16 protein-coding genes and 1 tRNA gene are annotated in these 18,822 nt (G+C 73.9%); 9 read left to right on the top strand and 8 right to left on the bottom strand.

Features of this window, described 5'->3' with window-relative positions:
• Positions 1 to 60: 60 nt before the first annotated feature.
• Together QC029_RS02785 and QC029_RS02790 are read right to left on the bottom strand one after the other, a co-directional pair.
• Entirely contained in the window at positions 61 to 876 is an 816-nt protein-coding gene (locus tag QC029_RS02785) for a YcnI family protein (RefSeq protein WP_279553691.1), read from the bottom strand.
• A gap of 153 nt (positions 877 to 1,029) precedes the next feature.
• The gene (locus tag QC029_RS02790; protein ID WP_279553692.1) at positions 1,030 to 1,899 is read right to left on the bottom strand and encodes a hypothetical protein; all 870 of its coding nucleotides are present in this window, start codon (positions 1,897 to 1,899) and stop codon (positions 1,030 to 1,032) included.
• 215 nt (positions 1,900 to 2,114) lie between these two features.
• On the opposite strand from QC029_RS02790, the gene QC029_RS02795 reads away from it, so the two are divergent.
• Complete coding sequence (locus QC029_RS02795) at positions 2,115 to 2,666, top strand: anti-sigma regulatory factor (RefSeq protein ID WP_279553693.1); 552 nt, start codon at positions 2,115 to 2,117, stop codon at positions 2,664 to 2,666.
• Positions 2,667 to 2,770: 104 nt separating this feature from the next.
• On the top strand, positions 2,771 to 4,756 hold the full coding sequence (locus QC029_RS02800; RefSeq protein ID WP_279553694.1) for a cellulase family glycosylhydrolase: 1,986 nt from the start codon (positions 2,771 to 2,773) through the stop codon (positions 4,754 to 4,756).
• 147 nt (positions 4,757 to 4,903) lie between these two features.
• Here the strand turns inward: QC029_RS02800 and QC029_RS02805 are convergent, their stop codons facing one another.
• Together QC029_RS02805 and QC029_RS02810 are read right to left on the bottom strand one after the other, a co-directional pair.
• The gene (locus QC029_RS02805; protein ID WP_279553695.1) at positions 4,904 to 6,385 is read right to left on the bottom strand and encodes an aminopeptidase P family protein; all 1,482 of its coding nucleotides are present in this window, start codon (positions 6,383 to 6,385) and stop codon (positions 4,904 to 4,906) included.
• A 123-nt stretch (positions 6,386 to 6,508) separates the two neighbouring features.
• Positions 6,509 to 8,032, bottom strand: a complete 1,524-nt coding sequence (locus tag QC029_RS02810) for a PP2C family protein-serine/threonine phosphatase (RefSeq protein ID WP_279553696.1) — start codon at positions 8,030 to 8,032, stop codon at positions 6,509 to 6,511.
• 707 nt (positions 8,033 to 8,739) lie between these two features.
• On the opposite strand from QC029_RS02810, the gene QC029_RS02815 reads away from it, so the two are divergent.
• Together QC029_RS02815 and QC029_RS02820 are read left to right on the top strand one after the other, a co-directional pair.
• On the top strand, positions 8,740 to 9,450 hold the full coding sequence (locus tag QC029_RS02815) for a bifunctional DNA primase/polymerase (RefSeq protein ID WP_279553697.1): 711 nt from the start codon (positions 8,740 to 8,742) through the stop codon (positions 9,448 to 9,450).
• Positions 9,451 to 9,625: 175 nt separating this feature from the next.
• Entirely contained in the window at positions 9,626 to 10,270 is a 645-nt protein-coding gene (locus QC029_RS02820) for a hypothetical protein (protein WP_279553699.1), read from the top strand.
• Positions 10,271 to 10,495: 225 nt separating this feature from the next.
• Here QC029_RS02820 and QC029_RS02825 read toward each other — a convergent pair whose 3' ends face one another.
• The 3 genes from QC029_RS02825 to QC029_RS02835 form a co-directional block, all read right to left on the bottom strand.
• Positions 10,496 to 11,464 (bottom strand): DUF5926 family protein, encoded by a 969-nt coding sequence (locus QC029_RS02825; RefSeq protein WP_279553700.1) that lies wholly within the window; start codon positions 11,462 to 11,464, stop codon positions 10,496 to 10,498.
• Between the two features lie 98 nt (positions 11,465 to 11,562).
• On the bottom strand, positions 11,563 to 12,063 hold the full coding sequence (locus QC029_RS02830; protein ID WP_279553701.1) for an anti-sigma regulatory factor: 501 nt from the start codon (positions 12,061 to 12,063) through the stop codon (positions 11,563 to 11,565).
• 154 nt (positions 12,064 to 12,217) lie between these two features.
• Positions 12,218 to 13,045 (bottom strand): glycerophosphodiester phosphodiesterase, encoded by an 828-nt coding sequence (locus tag QC029_RS02835; protein WP_279553702.1) that lies wholly within the window; start codon positions 13,043 to 13,045, stop codon positions 12,218 to 12,220.
• 191 nt (positions 13,046 to 13,236) lie between these two features.
• Here QC029_RS02835 and QC029_RS02840 point away from each other — a divergent pair, with 191 nt between their 5' ends.
• The 4 genes from QC029_RS02840 (at position 13,237) to QC029_RS02855 (ending at position 16,280) form a co-directional block, all read left to right on the top strand.
• The gene (locus QC029_RS02840) at positions 13,237 to 14,832 is read left to right on the top strand and encodes a trypsin-like peptidase domain-containing protein (RefSeq protein WP_279553703.1); all 1,596 of its coding nucleotides are present in this window, start codon (positions 13,237 to 13,239) and stop codon (positions 14,830 to 14,832) included.
• 49 nt (positions 14,833 to 14,881) lie between these two features.
• Positions 14,882 to 14,968: transfer RNA gene (locus QC029_RS02845), tRNA-Ser, on the top strand.
• Between the two features lie 290 nt (positions 14,969 to 15,258).
• The gene (locus QC029_RS02850; protein WP_279553704.1) at positions 15,259 to 15,606 is read left to right on the top strand and encodes a transcriptional regulator; all 348 of its coding nucleotides are present in this window, start codon (positions 15,259 to 15,261) and stop codon (positions 15,604 to 15,606) included.
• Entirely contained in the window at positions 15,603 to 16,280 is a 678-nt protein-coding gene (locus QC029_RS02855) for a nucleotidyl transferase AbiEii/AbiGii toxin family protein (RefSeq protein ID WP_279553705.1), read from the top strand. The genes QC029_RS02850 and QC029_RS02855 overlap by 4 nt, the downstream gene beginning before the upstream one ends.
• Before the next feature lie 96 nt (positions 16,281 to 16,376).
• Here the strand turns inward: QC029_RS02855 and QC029_RS02860 are convergent, their stop codons facing one another.
• Positions 16,377 to 17,036, bottom strand: coding sequence for a hypothetical protein (locus tag QC029_RS02860; RefSeq protein WP_279553707.1), 660 nt, complete (start codon positions 17,034 to 17,036; stop codon positions 16,377 to 16,379).
• Between the two features lie 223 nt (positions 17,037 to 17,259).
• Between QC029_RS02860 and QC029_RS02865 the strand changes: the two genes are divergently transcribed.
• The gene (locus QC029_RS02865) at positions 17,260 to 18,594 is read left to right on the top strand and encodes a tetratricopeptide repeat protein (RefSeq protein WP_279553708.1); all 1,335 of its coding nucleotides are present in this window, start codon (positions 17,260 to 17,262) and stop codon (positions 18,592 to 18,594) included.
• Positions 18,595 to 18,822: the final 228 nt, after the last annotated feature.

Raw genomic sequence — 18,822 nt, forward strand, 5'->3', positions numbered from 1 at the left:
GGCCACGGGGTCCGGAAGGGCCCGGCCCGCTGTCGGACGCGGGCCCTTCCGGCGCGGCCGTCAGGAGGTGCGGCGGCGTCCGGCCAGGACGCCGAAGGCGACGCCGCCGATGCCGAGGGCGATGCCGATGACGGCGAGGACGCGGGCGGTGGTGTCGGAGGCGTCCTGCGCCGCCCCGCCGTCGCGGCTCTGCGCGGCGGTCTCCGCGGTGTCGTCGGTCCGCTCCTCGTCGGCGGCTCCGTCACTGGCGCCGTCACCGTCACCGTCACCGGCCCCGGCACTGGCGCCGTCACCGTGGCCGTCCTCGCCCTCGGCGGGCGCGACCAGTCTCAGCACGGGCGCCGGGCTCTCCGGCTCCTCGCCGCCCTCGGCCGGCGGCTCCTCGATCCAGCGCACGACCTCCTTGTTGCTGTACGTCTGGACGGCCTTGAGGACGAGCCGGTCCACGTCCTCGGGGAGCTGCCCGACGGAGACGGGGAACTGCTGGAAGGTGCCCGGCTCGATGCCGCCGTCGGTCTCCGTCCAGGTGATCTTGGAGGGGACCTCGGTGAGCTTCCTGCCGTGGGCCTCCACCGGCTCGGCCGGCTTGGTCTTGGTGACCTTCACGTCCCAGCCGGGCACCGGCTGCGGCATCACCGAGGCGAGCGGGTGGTCGGCGGGGAAGGTGAGTTCCACCTTGACGGTGGAGGCGTTGTCCCGCTCGTTGGGGACCTTGACGTTGATCGTCGCGTAGCCGCCCTGCTCGACCTCGTCGGGGTTGACGGTGATGTGGGCGGCGGCGGGTCCGGCGAGGGCGACGGCGCAGACGGCCGCGACGGCGCCGGCGGCGGCGAGACGGCGGGTGGTCGGCACGGTGAACCGCGTCGGGAACTGCATGCTGGGGACACTCCTCGTGGAACGTGGGGTGCTCCCCGGCCGTGACCGCACTGGGTCACGGAGGCGTGCGCCTCCGGGCCGGGTGAGCCTGGGCGTGGTGCGCGGCGGTACGCGCACCTCACCCGTGGACCACGTGGGCGGGGAGCGTGCGCGTCAGGCCGCGAGGGCGAGGCCGTGCGCGGGGCTCGGCGGCCCGCGCCTGATCACCGAGTGCGCCGGCAGCAGGGAGGCGGGCGGTACGGGGCCGTCCACCGCGTCGGCGCGCGGGGCGCGCACCGCCACGGCGTCCTCGGGCAGCAGTCCGCGCAGCAGGGCCTGCGCACAGCGCAGTGCCGTGCGCAGGGCGCGTACGAGCGGTCCGCCGCCGAACCCGTCGGCGCAGTGGGCCGACAGCCGCACCAGCCGCCACAGCGCGGCGTCGCCGCGGCGCAGCAGCCAGCCCATGGCGAGCGCGGCCAGCAGATGGCCGAGCAGCATGGGGCCGGAGAACAGCGACAGGGCGGTGCGCACGGCGAACTGGAGGCAGTCGGCCGTACCGCCGCCCGCCGCGTCGGCGGCGGGCGCAGTCGCGTGGCCGCCGTGGAGCGCGCCGGAGAGCCCGGCGTCGGCGACGATGCGGCGGGCCTCGGCCTCGGTCAGGGAGGCCGCGGCCCGGTCGTTGCAGAGCAGCCGCCCGGCCAGCGCCAGCAGCCCGCCGCCGGCCCGGTCCGGGTCGGCGGCCGGGGCCGCCGCGGCCTGTCCGGCCGCGGCCTGTCCGGCCTGACCGCAGGAGAAGAGGAAGTGCAGGACGAGCTGCCCGAGGGCCAGCGTCGCCGCGATGCCCGGCAGCGAGCGCTCGCGTCCGGCCAGCGGCACGGCGGTGGCGAACACGGCCGCGAAGCCCGCCAGGAGCGTCCACGCGGACAGGGCCTGCCCGGCGGCGAACACGTGCCCGGCCGCGGACAGCGTGACGCAGACCGCGGCGAACACCGCGGCCCGCAGCAGTCGCAGGTCGGGGGCGGCGCGCGCGACGGGGGCTCTCATGGCCGGGCCATCATCTCATCACCCCTCCGGCGGCGAAACGGGGCACCCTTCCAGGACGTCGGACAACCGGACGAGGGGTTCGTCTCGTACATTTTCCGTACATGGCGGAACTCATCGGGTCCGCCGATTGAGCGGTAGCGCGCCGCCACCGTGCTTACCACCGCCGCCTCGGGCAATACGTATGCGTATGTCGAGCCGCAGCCAGGAGGCTGAGCATGAGCATCTGGTGGTCTCTCCACTTGCGGCGTGAGGCTGCGAGCGTCCCGCTCGCCCGGCGGCTCCTGCTCGGTGCCATGGAGACGGCGGGGGTCGATCCCGACGTCTCCTACGACCTGTCGGTCGCGCTGTCGGAGGCGTGCGCGAACGCGGTCGAGCACGGCGGTCCCGGGGGATCGGGGCGGTCGGGGACCGGGGAGTACCACGTGACGGCGTACATCGATGACGACATGTGCCGCATCGAGGTGACCGATCACGGGCCGGGCTTCGTGGACGGACACCGCAGCGCGCCCCGCACGGCCGGCGCCGCGAACGGCGGCACCAACGACACGGCGGACGTCGGAACGGCGACCGCCTTCGGGCCCCTGTTCGCCAGAAGCGCGGCCCCCGCCCACGACGGGAACCGCACCGACGAGCACGGCCGGGGCCTGTTCCTGATCGAGGCGCTCGCCGACCACGTGGACTTCCGCAACCGTCCGGGCGACGGCGCGATGGTCTGCTTCGACAAGCTCCTCAAGTGGAAGAAGGATGCGCTGCTGAAGGCGTCCTGACCGGCCCCTCCGGCCGGCCCGGGCCTCCCGCGCACCGTGGCGGGGTTCTCCCGGCGGCACTACCGTTACCGCCGGAAACCCCCCACGGCTGAAGGGAAACCCCCATGGGACACCCTCTCCCGGGACGCCTCTTACGCGTCCTGCGCGGGCCGGCCGCCCTCGTGCTGACGGCCGGGCTGGTGACGACCGGAGCCGCCGCCCCCCGGACCGCTCCACCGCACGCCGCCGCTTCCGCGACCACCGCGACCACCACGACCACCACGGACGCCCCGCCCTCCCCGCCGCCCGCGCTGACGGTGGCGCCGAAGCGCGGCGCGGACGGGCGGCGCACCTGGAGCTTCCGCGACTCCCACGGCCGCGAGGTCACCCTGCGCGGCTTCAACGTCTCCGGCAGCACCAAGCTGTACGAGAACGGCCTGCTGCCGTTCCGGAGCACGGCCGACGCCGCGCGGTCGGCGCGGGCGATGCGCGACCTGACCGGCGCCAACACCGTCCGCTTCCTCATCACCTGGGAGGGCGTGCAGCCCGAGCCGGACCGCGTCGACACCGGGTACCTCGACCGGGCCGCCGCGCAGATCCGGGAGTTCACCGACCGCGGCTTCCACGTCCTGCTCGACTACCACCAGGACCTGTACTCCTCGCACCTGTTCCACCGGGACAGCTGGTACACCGGCGACGGCGCGCCGAAGTGGGTCGTGGACGGGGGCGGCTACCCCCGGGAGTCCTGCGGCGTGTGCCTGGTGTGGGGGCAGAACATGCTCTCCAACAAGGCGGTCCGGCGGGCCGCGTACGACTTCTGGCACAACCGCACGATCACCACCGCCGCGGGCGAGGTCGCCGTCCAGGACGCCTACCTGCGCCAGGCGAGGGCCGCCATGACCCATCTGCGCCGCGTCCTGCCGCCGTCCTCCTTCCGCGCGGTCATCGGCTTCGACGCCTTCAACGAGCCCTACGACGGCGGGCTGGACGGGACGACCGGCGCGCGGTGGGAGAGGGACTTCCTGCTCCCCTTCCACCAGCGCTTCCGGGCCGCGATGGACGAGGCGGGCTGGACGGACAAGCCCGTGTTCGCCGAGCCGCTGGTGTTCTGGAACACCGGCTTCCTGGAGCAGGGCGGCTTCACGGAGACCGGCCCCCTCGGCCCCCGGTACGTCTTCAACAGCCACTACTACGACGGCGCCCGCATGACCGTCGACCCCACACCGGCCTCCGACGGCACCTACGCCGCCGCGACCGGCCGCATCCGCGACCGCGCCGACGAGCTGGCCACGGCCCCCTTCGTGTCGGAGTTCGGCCACCGGATGACGGGGTGGGGCAGCGACCGCGGCCCGTGGATGACGCGGGCGATGTACCAGGGCATGGACCACGGTCTCAGGGGCGCCGACTGGTGGGAGGACGCCGCCTCCTCCGGGACCGTCCTGTCGGGCACCCAGTGGCACTGGGACGTCTACAGCGGGCGGCACCGCGAGCCGATGAACGGCAACCCGGACAAGGTCCTCACCGGGGGCGACGCCTGGAACGACGAGGACCACTCGGTCGTCGCCTCCGACGACGACGGCACCGTGCGGCTCCGCCTCGACCGCCGGGTCCTGGACCGGCTCCACCCCGCCGCCGTCTCCGGCGACACCCTCGCCTTCGCCTACGAGGACATGGCCCGCTCCGACTACGTCCGCGGCGGGGAGGCCGGCGGTCGGGAGGAAGCCTGGCTGCCCCCGCCGTCGCGGCTTCCGCACGTCGCGAAGCTGCTGGAGGGCGGCCGCCAGTTCGGCGTACTGGTCTGGCGGGGATCGCCGGACGCCGCCGCGGACGGGGCGCCGACCGCCCTGCACCTGCCCGCGTCCTTCCGGCCCTCGGACACCGTCGTCGCCGGGGACGTGGCGTCGGTGCGCGGCCTGCCGGACTCCGGCCCCGTCTCCGTCGGCCGGGAGGAGGGCTCGGACACGGCCAACCGGCTGCTGATCGCGCCCACCGGCGACGACCGCGTGCACGTCGCCCTGGTCGTCGGCTCCGGCGCGGGCGAGGTCTCGCGGGAGGAGCTGTCCGCCGCCGCCCGCGAGCTCACCGACTGGAAGGACCGCACCTTCCGCTGAGCCGGACGGCCGGATGTCCGGAAGCCTGGACTGCCGGACCGTCGGATGCCCGGACCGCCGGACGCCCGGACCGCCGGACGAAGGAGGCCCCGCCGGTACGCCGCGGCGTACCGGCGGGGCCCGAACGGACCTCGGTGAGCCGGCGCGTCAGCCCCGCAGGCGCGCCATCCACGCCTCGACCTCGTCCGAACGGCGCGGCAGCGCGGCGGAGAGGTTCCGGTTGCCGTCCTCGGTGACGAGGATGTCGTCCTCGATGCGCACGCCGATGCCCCGGTACTCCTCGGGCACCGTCAGGTCGTCCGGCTGGAAGTACAGGCCCGGCTCCACGGTCAGGCACATGCCCGGCTCCAGGGTGCCCTCGGCGTACGTCTCGCGGCGCGCGGCGGCGCAGTCGTGGACGTCCATGCCGAGCATGTGGCCGGTGCCGTGCAGCGTCCAGCGGCGCTGGAGGCCGAGCTCCAGGACGCGCTCGACCGGGCCCTCCACCAGGCCCCACTCCACCAGCCGCTCCGCCAGCACGCGCTGCGCGGCGTGGTGGAAGTCCAGGTACTTCGCGCCCGGCCGCACCGCCGCGATGCCGGCCTCCTGCGCGTCGTAGACGGCGTCGTAGATCTTCCGCTGGAGGTCGGTGAAGCGGCCGTCGACCGGCAGGGTGCGGGTGACGTCGGCGGTGTAGAGGGTGTGGGTCTCCACGCCCGCGTCCAGCAGCAGCAGGTCCCCGGAGCGGACCGGACCGTCGTTGCGCACCCAGTGCAGGGTGGTGGCGTGCGGCCCGGAGGCGCAGATCGAGCCGTAGCCGACGTCGTTGCCCTCCACCCGGGCGCGCAGGAAGAACGTGCCCTCGATGTAGCGCTCGGAGGTGGCCCGCGCCTTGTCCAGGACGCGGACGACGTCCTCGAAGCCGCGCACGGTCGAGTCGACGGCCTTCTGCATCTCGCCGATCTCGAAGTCGTCCTTGACCAGGCGCATCTCGGAGAGGAAGACCCTCAGCGCCTCGTCGCGCTCGGCGGTCGTCTTGTCGGAGAGGGCCGCCTCGACGCCCGCGTCGTGGCCGCGGACCACGCGGACGTCGCCGGACGCCTCCCGCAGCACGTCGGCGACGGTGCGCACGTCCCGGCAGGGCATGCCGTAGAGCTTCTCGGCCTCGGTCAGGCTGTCGCGGCGGCCCACCCACAGCTCGCCCTGGCCGTCGAGCCAGAACTCGCCGTTCTCCCGGTCCGAGCGCGGCAGCAGGTACAGGACGGAGTCGTGGCCGCCGGAGGCGTCCGGCTCCATGACCAGGACGCCGTCCTCGGTCTGGTTGCCGGTGAGGTAGGCGTACTCGACGGAGGCACGGAAGGGGTACTCGGTGTCGTTCGAGCGGGTCTTGAGGTTGCCCGCGGGAATCACCAGCCGCTCGCCGGGGAAGCGCGCGGAGAGCTTCGCGCGCCGCTCGGCGGTGCGTCCGGCCTGGGGGATCGGGTCGAGGTCGCGCAGCTCGGTGTCGGCCCAGCCGGTCCTCATGTTCTCGGCGAGCTCGTCGGAGACGCCCGGGTACAGGCCGTTCTTCCGCTGCTTGATCGGCTCCCCTTCGGGCTCGGGCTCTACGGCCGCATCGTCCGGGGTCTCCGGCGTCTGCTGGTCAGCCACGTCGCTGCCTCCTCCTGCTGGTGGTGTGGGCCGGGTGCGGGCCGCCTCCCATCGTAGGTCCGGCCCGGTCGGGGCGGCCGGGACCCCGCGATCCCGGAGGGAGCGGCCCGGAACCGGAGCGGCTCAGAACCGGGCGGCCAGCAGCACGACGTCTTCGGCGTCCCCGGCTCCCCCGACTCGCCCGGCGCTCCCGGTGCCGTCCGCGCCGCCCCGCCCGTCGGGCAGGACGGAGCGCAGGATGTGGTCCACCAGCGCGTCGGGGTCGGCGCGCACGGCCGGCGCGGCGGCGACGGCGGCGGCCCGGAGCCGGGCGAAGGCGCGCTCCATCGGCTCGCCGGTGCGGTGCAGCAGTCCGTCGCTGTAGAGCAGGAGCGTTTCCCCGGGGGCCAGCCGCACCTCGACGCTGGGCGCCTCCCAGCAGGCGAGCATCCCCAGCGGCGCGGAGAGCGCGGTCTCGACGACCTCGGTGCGCTCCGGACCGACGACCAGCGGCGGGCAGTGCCCGGCCCCGGCCAGCACGATCCGGGTGCCCGCCTCCGGACCGCCCGCGGCGGACGGGGTCCGCTCGGCGTACCCGAACAGCGCGGTCGCCGAACGCGCCGGCTCGGTCAGCCGCAGCAGCAGCTCCAGGTCGGACAGGACCGCGACCGGGTCCTCGCCCTCCATCACCGCGTACGCCCGCAGCGACGCCCGCAGCCGCCCCATGGCGGCGAGCGCGTCCGGCCCGGAGCCGGTGACCCCGCCCACGGAGAGCCCCAGCGCCCCCTCGGGCAGCGGCAGCACGTCGTACCAGTCGCCGCCGCCGCGCGGCCCGGTGCGGTGCCGCACCGCCAGCCGCACCCCCGGCACCCGGGGCAGCCGGGCGGGCAGCAGCTCCTCGCGCACGGTGGCCACGGCGGCGCGGGCACGGGTGAGGTCGACCTGGCGGGCGATGTGCTCGGCGGCGTGCCGCACGTACAGGCCGAGCAGATGGCGCTGGCGCTCGGTGGGCTGCGCGGGCTCGTCGTACAGCCAGACGGCGGCGCCGACCCGTCCGGTGCTCTCGGCCGTGAGCGGGACGGCGTAGCTGGCGGCGTAGCCGAGGCGGGCGGCGACCTCGCGGTGGCGCGGGTCGAGGTCCTCGTCCCGGGCGATGTGGGGGTGGGTGATCTCCCGCGGGCCGTCCGCGGCCCCGGGACCGGCGGCGCCGGTTCCGGGGAGTCCGTCGAGGAGGCGCGCGTAGGAGGCGGAGTCGCGCGGGACGGTCTCGATGTGGCCGAGGTCCGCCGCGCCCAGGCCGAGGCCGACGGTGGTGTCGGGTCCGAGCCCGTCGGCCGGCTCCAGGGCGATCAGCCCGCGCCGGGCGCCCACGAGGGCGGCTCCGGCGCACAGGGCCTCGTGCACCGCGCTCTCCAGGGTGTCGGTGCGCGCCAGGCGTTCGGTGAGGTCGTGCAGGGTGGTGAGGTCGGAGATCCACCCGGCGAGGCGGTCCTGGACGGCCGCGAGGTGCTCGACGGGCCGCGCCAGGGCGGGGTCGTCGACGGCGGGCGGCCGGGGGGAGGAAGCGGGCTGCCGGTGGGGCGCGGTCGCCGCGGGCGGGACAGTGTGCTGGGGAAGAGCGGAAGGCAAGTCGATTCCGGCCAGTTTCGGCGGTTGCTGGCCGCTCATGGGCGGCGGCCCTCAGTGCGGACCAGCGTCGTCAATAGCATCGCAAACCCCCATGTCGTGCTGCTCCGCTATCAATGTCTTCAGGTGTACACGCCCTGATGACAAGATGTCCAGCATTGTCCCGGCAGGCCGCGGGCGCGCCTGCGGGCCGCCTCGGGAACAGGGTCCGCCCGCCGTCCGCGAAACATCCGGAGGCTGCACGGGGATGGCCATAAGCTTGGCCGAAAACGTACCCTGTGTCAGGCGGCGCGCGATCGACTGGCGTCCGTACGGCAGCGCGTCATCACGGTCGTTGTGGGTACGTGGATACCTACGGCACGAGGGGTCGGGCGAGCGAGCAGCGGTCGGGTTCCGCCGGAACCCGATGACGGCACCCGTGCGTCTCACGAGGCGGGAACGAGGCGCGCTCTCGCACGCGGCGATGAGGGTTCAGGGCACGGTCGGCGGACGGTCACCGGGCAGTACGGCGGTACGGACGGGTGCGAGCGACGTCCGGGCGGTGCCGCCGCGCCGCGTTCCACGCCCGGCCCATGGGACGCCCCGACCGCGAGCCGCGGAGAGCACTACGGTGACGCACCGCCCGGCCATGGGTGTGCGGTCACGTGAGATCCAGGTGTACAGGTGTGAGGACCGGAAGGCCGCTACCGGCTTCCCGGTTCCGATAGGTCCTTGTCGATCCTTGGCGTTACGGAAAGGAACGAGCGCTGATGCGCGAGATCCTCGGAAGGCGACGCATGACCCGCTGGGCGCTGCGCGACGCGGCGCTCGTCTGCGCGACACGGTGGGGGTGGCCCGTGCTGCCCGGTGTGGCGCCGCGGGAGTCCAGGCGCCTGACCGCACGCCAGTCCGGGCAGCCGCGGGGGCGCTGCTCCTGCCCGCGGCCCGACTGCGCCGTGCCCGGCGCCCATCCCTTCGACCCCGAGCTGCTGGCCGCCTCCACCGACGCGCGCATGGTGCGCTGGTGGTGGACCAACCGCCCCGACGCGCCGGTCCTGCTGGCCACCGGAGGCCGCGCGCCCTGCGCGCTGAGCCTGCCGGCGGCCGCGGGGGCCAGGGCGCTGGAGGAGTTCGACCGGCTCGGTCTGCGCACCGGCCCGGTCGTGGCCGGCCCGACCCGCTTCACGCTGCTGGTGGCGCCGTACGACCTGGAGGAGCTGGGCGAGCTGCTCTACGCCCAGGACTGGGTGCCCAGTTCGCTGCGGTTCCACGGCGAGGGCGGCTACGTGCCGCTGCCGCCGTCGCGCACCGGCGCGGGGCAACTGCACTGGGAGAGGCCGCCGGTCGTGCTGGGCGGCGGGGAACGGGGCGCCCGCGGCGGTGACGGTGCGCCGTGGCTGCCGCGGATGGAGCCCCTGGTGGACGTGCTGGTGCGGGCGAGCGCCGCCGTCCCGGACACCGGCAGCCGGCTGGCGTACTGACCGGGCGGCCCGTCCGGGCCGCCCGGGACCCCGGCCACCCGTCACTCGTACGGGTAACAGCGCGCCGGAGTTGGAGGGAAACAGGCGCTCTGTCCGGTGGGGCGCCGTCTTCCTCCCGATATGTTCGGCCCACCGAAGAGCTTCTCCCGTCAAGCGAGTTGCAGGTGGACCGCCCATGTACGAGCCGCAGCAGCGTGCCTCGAACCTCCGCGTGATCGCGCTCGCCAGCGGGGTCGCGCTCGCGGTGGTCCTGCCGCTCGCCGTCGCGACCGCCGGCCCCGACGCGCCGCGGGCGGCCGGCGGGCGCGACGGCCGCCCGGCCGCCTCCGCCGCCTCTCCCGAGCCCGAGCCGGGGCGCGGGCCGGAGCCGGGGCGCGGGCCGGGATCCGGTCCGTCGCCGCTCCCTCTCCCGTCCGGGCCCCTCTCCGGCGGCGGCCTGTCGCGGGCCACCGCGGTCTGCGGCCCCCAGTCCGTGTCCCCGGAGGGGGTGCGGGCGCAGACCTGCGTCCTGGCACGGGACGGCGCCACCTGGGGGCGCGTGTACTACCGGAACACCACGGGCGAGCCGCTGCACGGCGCGCTGAGCCTGCTGGGCCCCGGCGGGCGGACGGTCAGCACGCCCTGCGAACTGCCCGCGGCGGACCGGCCGGGCGTGTGCGACACCCCGCGCCGGCGCACGGAGCGGACGTTCTCCGGCGATGAGCCGTACACGGCGGTGGCGGAGGTCGCCGCGCCGGACGGGGAGGGGCTGCTGCTGCGCTCCGGCAGCGGGGCCGGCGAGGCCGGTGACGCCGACGTCCGCGGTGTTCCGGGGAGTTGAGCGCCCGGCCGCCCTGCCGGCGGGATCCGCGGAATGCGGACATGGAAAGACCCGGTCGCTGGCGACGGGGGATGCACCAGCGACCGGGCTGCAAGAACGGTAACAAGTAATGGCCCGTTCGCAAATTCCACCGACCGCTTCAAGCCGCCGATTTACCTGCGGTTACGGCCCATTGTGACGGGAATCACGGTGCATTCGTTCTCGCACTTCCCCGGAATTCGTCTGTCAGTTGAGAGTTACCTGTCGATTGGTGAATCCACTGCGCGCCCGGCGCTCCTCCGCGGTGAGCGGAATGCTGGCCTCCAGCGCCTCCGCGAGCCGTTCCGCGAAGGCCGCCGCGGGCTTCTCGCACTCCTCCGCGCCCATCGTGCGCGGCAGGTCCCACACCGGAACCGTCAGGCCGTGCGCACGGAAGGAGCCGACCAGCCGCGTGCCCTCCCCGAGCGACGAGGAGCCCGCGGCGTGCAGCCGGGCGAGCGCGTCGAGCAGCCGCTCCTCCGGATGCGGCATGACCCAGCGCAGGTGGTTCTTCTCCGGGGTCTCGCACCAGTACGCGGCTTCCACGCCCTCCAGCCGGGCGGTCGGCAGGGCGGCCGAATTGGCGCGTTCCAGCGAGGCGGCCACCTCCGGGCTCTGGTTGCCGGCGTCCTCCACCCAGAACTCGAAGCCGCTGTGCACCTCGGGCACGAAGGGCGCGTCCGGGTCCAGCAGGTCCTGCAGGCGCGGGGCGTCGGCCGGGGCGCGCTCGACGGCCACCGGGGTGCCCGGCTTCGCCGTCAGGGCCCGCCGCAGCACGTCGGCGAGGTCCCGGCTGATGTCGCCGGAGGGGGTGTCGTTCTGCAGTCCGAGCAGGACGGCCCCGTTGTCGCGGCGCAGCGCGGGCCAGGCCATCGGCAGGACGGTGGCCAGCGTCAGCGAGGGAACGTCCTCGGGCAGGCCGTCCCTCAGCCTCAGCGGCACCGTCGCGGCGGGCACCAGTTCGCGCAGCGCCACCCAGTCGCACTCCCCGGGCAGTCCCTCGAACGGGCGGCGCACCAGCTCGGTCACCGCCTGCGCGGCGGCACGCCCGTGGCACGCCTTGTAGCGGCGGCCGGATCCGCAGGGGCAGGGCTCGCGGGCGCCGACGACGGGGACCTCACCGTCGGCGAGCTGCGGCTTGGCGGCCTTGGTCTGGGGTCGGCGCTTCTTGGCCATGGCGTGCGGATCTCCCGGTCGTACGGACGCTGTCGGCGCGAGCCTAGTCCGTGGGGCCGGGGCGTCACGCGTACACGGAGGGCCGCCACCCGGAACGACTACGCGAAGTCCTCCAGCCCCGACAGGTCGAAACGCATCGAGGAGGCGAACCCGTCGTCCTCCGACGGCGCCACCACCGCCCAGACCGTCACCCCGCCGCCGTGCCCCCGGCCGCCGCGGTCGTCGCGCACGCCCCAGTCGCGGGCGAGGGAGGTGATGATCGACAGGCCTCTGCCGCCCCGCGCGGTCACCGACGGATTGGACGGCCGCGGCCTGGTCGGGCCCCCGCCGTCGGTGACGGAGACGCCCACCCCGCCGTCGGGCGTACGGCCCCAGGCCGCGCGCACGCAGTCGCCCGCGCCGATCGGCCTGGCGTGGCGGTACGCGTTGCTGAGGAGTTCGGAAAGGATGAGGACCGCGTCGTCGACGACCGCTTCGGGCGTCCCGGAGCCGAGGAGTTCCTCGCGCATCCGGCGCCTCGCCGCACCCACGCCGGCCGGACCGTGGGGTACGGCCATCGTCGACGACGTCGGCGCTTCCCGTGCAACCACCAACGCCACCCCCGAGACCTCCTTCTTCGCCCCACGCCACGTGATGGATGCCCCTTTGTCCACCGGCGGAAACCGTCCGGCGCCTTCCCGTGACGCACCCCTCACCGGCGCTTCACCACCGGTGGGGCACGAGTGCGCCGGAGCGCGCGGCGCGGTCCCGGCCTCAGCCCCGGTGCATCTCGTCCAGCTGGGCCAGCACGCGCCGGGGCCGGTTGGTGATGATGGCGTCCACGCCGAGCAGCGCGCACAGCTCCACGTCGGCCGGGTCGTCCACCGTCCACACGTGCACCTGGTGGCCCTCGCGGTGCGCCCACGCCACGTACTCGGGGTGGGCGCGCAGGATCCGGATGCCGGGTCCGGCGATCCCCACGCCCGGCGGCAGCTTCCCGTCGCGGTGGCGCGGCAGCAGGAACTGCATCAGGTAGACGGTGGGGATCCACGGCGCCGCGGCCCGCACCCGGTGCAGGGAGCGCGCCGAGAAGCTCATCACGCGCACGGGAATGGCCGGATCGTGACGGGCGAGCACGCGCAGCAGCTCCTCCTCGACCTGCCCGGCCCAGCGGGTGGGGTGCTTGGTCTCGATGGCCAGCTCCACCCGGCGCCCCGCGGCGGCCTGCTCCTCCACCAGGCGCAGCAGCCGCTCCAGGGTGAGGACGGAGGTGTGCTCGCGGCTCTCCGTCTCGGGCGACTCCCCGTCGTTCAGCCGGCCCTTCCAGGAACCGAAGTCCAGCTCGGCCAGGTCGGCCAGCTCCAGCGCGGAGACGGCGCCGCGGCCGTTGGAGGTACGGTTGATCCTGCGGTCGTGCACACAGACCAGGTGCCCGTCGGCGGTGAGCCGCACGTCGCACTCCAGCGCGTCGGCGCCGTCCTCGATGGCCCTGCGGTACGCGGCCAGGGTGTGCTCCGGGGCGTCCTCGGAGGCCCCGCGGTGGGCGACGACGGAGATGGGGCGCCGGGCCCCGGGCGACCCCTGGTGGTTGTCACGGCTCACCGCGTTATGGTGCCACCCCGTCCCGTGTGCGCGGTCCGTCCGGGGTCCGTCCGGGGTCCGTTCGGGGTCCGTCCGGACGGACGCGCTTACGCCGGTCTGACGTGCGGGCGGAGAAGCTTGTTGCCACACACCTGAATACGCACGCCGTCCCCGGAAAGACGTGCGACTGTCGTGTACCTGAGGAGAGAGCTGTGAGCACCGAGAACGAGGGCGCCGCCGACGAGCACGCGGCCGGCGCCCCCGTGCCGCCCCCGCCGGCCGACCGGTCCGGCGCGAACGACGCCGCCGCGCCCAGGACACCGACCGACAACCCGTCGGAGGACTACGACCTCCCGGCCCCCGCGCCCGCCCCCTCCCCCGCTCCGGAGGCGGCGCCGAGGGACGAGTCGACGACCCTCCTGCGGAAGATCGAGCCGGACGCCCCGGAGCCGGCCCACCCCCAGTCCGCCCCGCCCGTACCGCCCGTACCGCCCGCCCCCCAGGACCACCCCGCCGCCCAGCAGCCCCCGGCCTCCCACCCCTCCGCCGGGCAGCAGCCCCCCGCCCCCCATGCCCCGGCCGGGCAGTGGGGCGCGCCGGGCGGCTACGACGGCTTCGGCGGCCCGCCCCCCGCCCCGGGATCCCCCGCCGCTCCCGCCTCCCCCTGGGGCGTGCCGCCCGTGTCCCCGCCCCCGGAGCGCAAGCGCCGCTTCGGCGGCCTCGTCGCCGCCGTCGCGGCGGCGGCCCTCCTCGCGGGCGGCGTCGGCACGGGCATCGGCTTCTGGGCCGCCGATCGCGCGGACCGCTCCTCGACGACCATCTCCGCCGACGGCGGCCTCGAGCAGGTCAACCGCGCCCCCGACTCCGTCGCCGGCATCGCGGCCAAGGCCCTGCCCAGCGTCGTGACGATCCAGGCCGAGGGCGGCGGCGAGAGCGGCACCGGCACCGGCTTCGTCTACGACCAGCAGGGCCACATCATGACCAACAACCACGTGGTGGCCAGCGCGGCCGACGGCGGCGAGCTGACCGCCACCTTCTCCGACGGCCGCCAGTACGACGCCGAGGTCGTCGGCCGGGCCCAGGGCTACGACGTGGCGGTCATCAAGCTGAAGAACGCCGACGACGCCAAGCTCACCCCGCTGCCGCTCGGCGACTCCGACAAGGTCCAGGTCGGCGACGCGACCATCGCGATCGGCGCCCCGTACGGCCTGTCCGGCACGGTCACCACCGGCATCGTCAGCGCCAAGAACCGTCCCGTCGCCTCCAGCGACGGCCAGGGCTCCAAGGCGTCCTACATGAGCGCCCTGCAGACCGACGCCTCCATCAACCCGGGCAACTCCGGCGGCCCCCTGCTCAACGCCAACGGCGCGGTGATCGGCATCAACTCCGCCATCCAGTCGGCCGGCGGCGGCCTCGGCCAGGGCTCGCCGGGCAGCATCGGCCTCGGCTTCGCCATCCCGATCAACCAGGCCCAGCGCGTGGGCAAGGCCCTGATCGAGACCGGCGAGCCCGTCTACCCGGTCATCGGCGTCCAGGTCGACCTCCGCGCCCAGGGCAACGGCGCCCGCATCATCGAGGACACCGACGACGGCAGCGAGCCGATCACCCCCGGCGGCCCGGCCGACAAGGCCGGCCTGAAGCCGGGCGACGTGATCACCGAGCTCGACGGCGTCTCGATCGACAGCGGCCCCACCCTGATCAGCGAGATCTGGGCCCACGAACCGGGCGAGAAGATCACGGTCACCTACGAGCGGGGCGGCAAGGAGAACAAGGCCGAACTGACCCTGGGTTCCCGCGAGGGCGACTGACGGACCGGCTAGGCTGTCCCCACGCCGCCCGCGGCACGGCGCGGCGTGGGGAGGCTTGCCCGAGCGGCCTAAGGGAACGGTCTTGAAAACCGTCGTGGTGGCGACACCACCGTGGGTTCAAATCCCACAGCCTCCGCAGAGGTGACAGAAGCAGCAGTTCAGAGGGCGGGTCTCCGATTCGGAGGCCCGCCCTCCGCGTTCACCCCGTCTCACCCGGGGCGTGCCCCTACCCCGCCTTTGACCGGGCTCTGTGGGCCATGTGCGGGCCGTGCGCGGCCAACCTGCGGCCAGGACAAGAGGGTTCCCAACTCCCCCTTCTGAGGACGTAGTCGCCCGAGCTGGCTCACCGGCCGGTTACGAGCCTTTGCCCGGCGGGCTTTGAGGATTGAGAGGAGCCACGCCGTACCGCTGCGGGATAATGGGTGTATGTCAGCCGTGCCCAGCGTCTCCGATCTCCGCCGTGCCAAGTTCACCCGACGCCTCCCCGGCGCCCTCACGGAACTCACCGGCCCGGTCCACGGCACCGTCGACCTGCCGCTGCACCTGGCGTGGTCCGGGCTGACCCGGTTCGACCTCGATCAGCCCCGGCTGAGGATGAGCCTGTACCGGATCGTCCTGGCCGAGGGCATGCACGACGACCTGGTCCGGTACCTCAACCACGAGCTGCTGACCGACCTGTGGCCCGTACTGCGCACTCTGGTCAGCCGTGACATCCGCAGTGTGTGGGAGGGTGCTTTCCCCGAGCTCGCTCCCGGCACCTCCGCCGTCGCGTGAACCTCACGGATCTGCACAGGCGGCTCCTCACGGACGTGCTCGCCGTGGGCGGCTCCTATCCGCTCGTCCTCACCGGAGGCTACGCGGTGCAGGCGCACGGGCTGGTCGACCGGATCAGCCAAGACCTGGACGTCGCCACCGAGAATCCGGAGCGGATGGAGGACATCGCACGGACCGTACACGTCGGCCTGGAAGAACGCGGGTGGCGCGTACGGATGCTGGAGGCCGCTCCGCTGTCGGCCCGGCTGGTCGTCACCGACCCGGAAACCGATGCCCAGTGCGAGGTGGACATCCTCAAAGAGGTGCTGTGGCGTCCTCCGGTGCAGACCGAGCACGGCCCGGTGCTCTCCCTGGAGGACGTGGTCGGCACCAAGGTCCGCGCGTTGGCCGACCGTGGTCTCGCCCGCGACCTCGTCGATGTCCGGGCCGCAGCCGATCTCTGGAGCCACAGGGAACTTGAGAAGCTCGGTGGGCGCCATGCCCGTGACGCCTTCGACCTCTCCGAACTCCAGGCCCGGCTCGCCGGTGCGGACTGGATCGACGACACCGAGTTCGCCGCTTACGGCTTGGACGACCAGCGGATCGCCGAGCTTCGCCGATGGGCCCGGGACTGGGCCGATGACATCGCGGAACGGCTCCACGAAGCCGAAGCCGAGAGCGGAGGCGACTGGTGAGGACGCGCCCGGAGACTGCGGCTCATACACGAACCGGATGACGCCGGACCCGCCCCGCCCGACGACCGGGCAGGGCGTCACGGCAGTCAGCCCGGCTCACGCGCAGAGGGCGTCTAGGTCCACGGGGGCGCAGTCGTGCAGCGTCACGACCAGCCGGTGGGCCAGGGTCCACCGGATCGCGAGGTCCTCGTAGGACACCTCGTGCAGGGCGGTGTCGAGGGGCTCCAGCGTGACCGGGTGGTGGACGATCCCGGCCACGCCCCAGGCGTACGGCCGGTCCACCAGCGCGGCGACGTGCCCCTCCCGCAGCCGCGGGCACTCCCGTACGGAGATCCGGGCGCAGGGCACGCACACCGGCGGCGCCGTGGTCCGCTCGCTCTCCTCCACCGGGCGGCCGACGTCCCGCAGCACGAAGAGGCGCGGACCGTCCTCCGGGGTGGGCCCGCCGCACACCCGGCAGAGCATGCGCCGCATGGCCCTGCGCTGCCGCAGCGTGTGCACCGTGTAGTACTGGGGACGCCCCTTGCCCCGCGCGAGGGTCTGCCTCATCCACAGCACTCCGCGCCCGTCCCGGTCGTACGCGGACTCCCCGGCGAAACCGATCCCCTCGCCCTCCGCCCCCACCCGCCGCACCACGGGCGGGCGGCGCATCCGCTCCTGGCTCCACGAGGCGATGTAGGGAACCGTGCTCAGCCGGCCGGTGCGCGGTCGCGCGGGCGTGGCGGCGGGCTCCGCCGGGCTTCCCTCCGCCCCCACCGGGCGCACCCCGTAATCCCCGCGCCCGTCCGCAGAGCGCGCACGCCCCTCCCCGATCCGCTCCTCGACCCTTTGTGAGAAGGCGCCCCGCCCATATACGCCCTTCCTGACGCTCGGTTCCGTACTCACGGATACGTAACCGTGCGATTACTCTCGGCGGTACCGTGGGTGGAGCGGCAGCGCGTGAAACCCATGAAAGATGCGTGGATGCGGGGGAGTGGACATGGGAGCCAGGAAGCCGAACGAGGGCTTGCGGCGCGTCCTGACCGAGAGCCAGTGGTCGCAGTCCCAACTCGCCCTGGCCTTCAACCGTATCGGGGCGGAGGCGGGGGTGCCGCTGCGGTACGACGAGTCGGCCGTGAGCCACTGGCTGAGCGGCACCAGACCGCGCAAGGCCGTACGGCCCTTCATCCGCGAGGCCCTCTCCCGTCGGCTGCGCAGGCCGGTCACGCTGGCCGAGATCGGTTTGGAGGCCGAGGAGGCGAGCTGTGGCGCGGATACCGTGGAAGGACTGATGAACCTCGGGAGGACGGACATGGACCCATCCCGCAGGAGCGTTCTGGGCGTCGGCCTGTTCTCCGTGGCGTTGACCGTCCCCGACTGGCAGGACGTGGTGGGCCGGATGGAGGCGGTACGGGCCGGCCGCGCCTCCCGCATCGGGCGGCCGGAGGTGGACATGGTGGTCGCCATGACCGAGCGCATCAGCGAACTGGACGACCAGTTCGGCGGCCGTCACGCCCGGCCCATGGCCGCCTCGTTCATCGTCAACACCGTGGCGGCCTACCTGCGCGCCGACGCCCCCGAGCCGGTGCGCAAGGACATGCTCTCGGCCGCCTCCGACCTGTGCTACCTCACCGGCTACATGGCGGTGGCCGAGGGCCTGCAGGGGCTGGCGCAGCAGTACTACCTCAAGGCCTTGGAACTGGCCGGCGCGGCCGAGGACCACCTGACGTACTGCACCACGCTGCGAGGCATGAGCGTTCAGGCCGTCGACCTCGGCCACGGCCCGGAGGCGCTGCGCCTGGCCGACGCGGCAGCCGCCGCCTCACCCCAGGCCGGGCCGCGCATGCGCGCCTTCCTCGCCGGACAACAGGCCCACGCCGCCGCCCAGACCGGCGACCGCCGCACCGCCTTGGCCCACCTGCGCGACGCGGAAGTGGCAATGGAGAAGGCCGAGTCACGAGCGAAGACCTTCGGCTCCTACGACCCCGCCGCGCTTGCGTACCACACGAGCCAGGTGCGGCACGAACTCGGAGACACCAGCGGGGCGATCAAAGCCATGACCGAATCTAACCGGCTCCGGGAGCCCGTGTACCGCAGGACCCGAGTGCTACGCCTGGCAACCGTCGCCGAACGGCAGATGCGGCTTGGACACCTCGAAGAGGCGTCCGCTACCTGGCACTCGGCCTTGGACGAGTACCCGCATGTCCAGAGCGGACGGGCGGACGACCGCATCCGCACCATGGTCACCCTGATCCGCCCCCACCTGCGCAACCGCACCGCCCGCGACCTCCACGACCGCGCAAGGACGCTGGCACCCTCAATCCTCCGTGCCTGAGGAATCATCGAGGCGGCACACCAGGTCCCCTCACCATCTCGACCCCAGCCTCCTGCTGCACGTTGTAATGACGCTCGCAGAAAAACTGAACACAGCCACGGTCAACCATCAGCTGGTACCGAAGCGTCAAGCATCTACCGGGACCGGAAAAGCCCAACCACCCCACTGAGTAACAACCTTCTCTACGGGTTTAAGGCGGCTCGCTCTGCTCGCCGCGCGCGGCCCGGC

The sequence above is a fragment of the Streptomyces sp. DH37 genome (assembly GCF_029813835.1).
GTDB lineage: Bacteria > Actinomycetota > Actinomycetes > Streptomycetales > Streptomycetaceae > Streptomyces.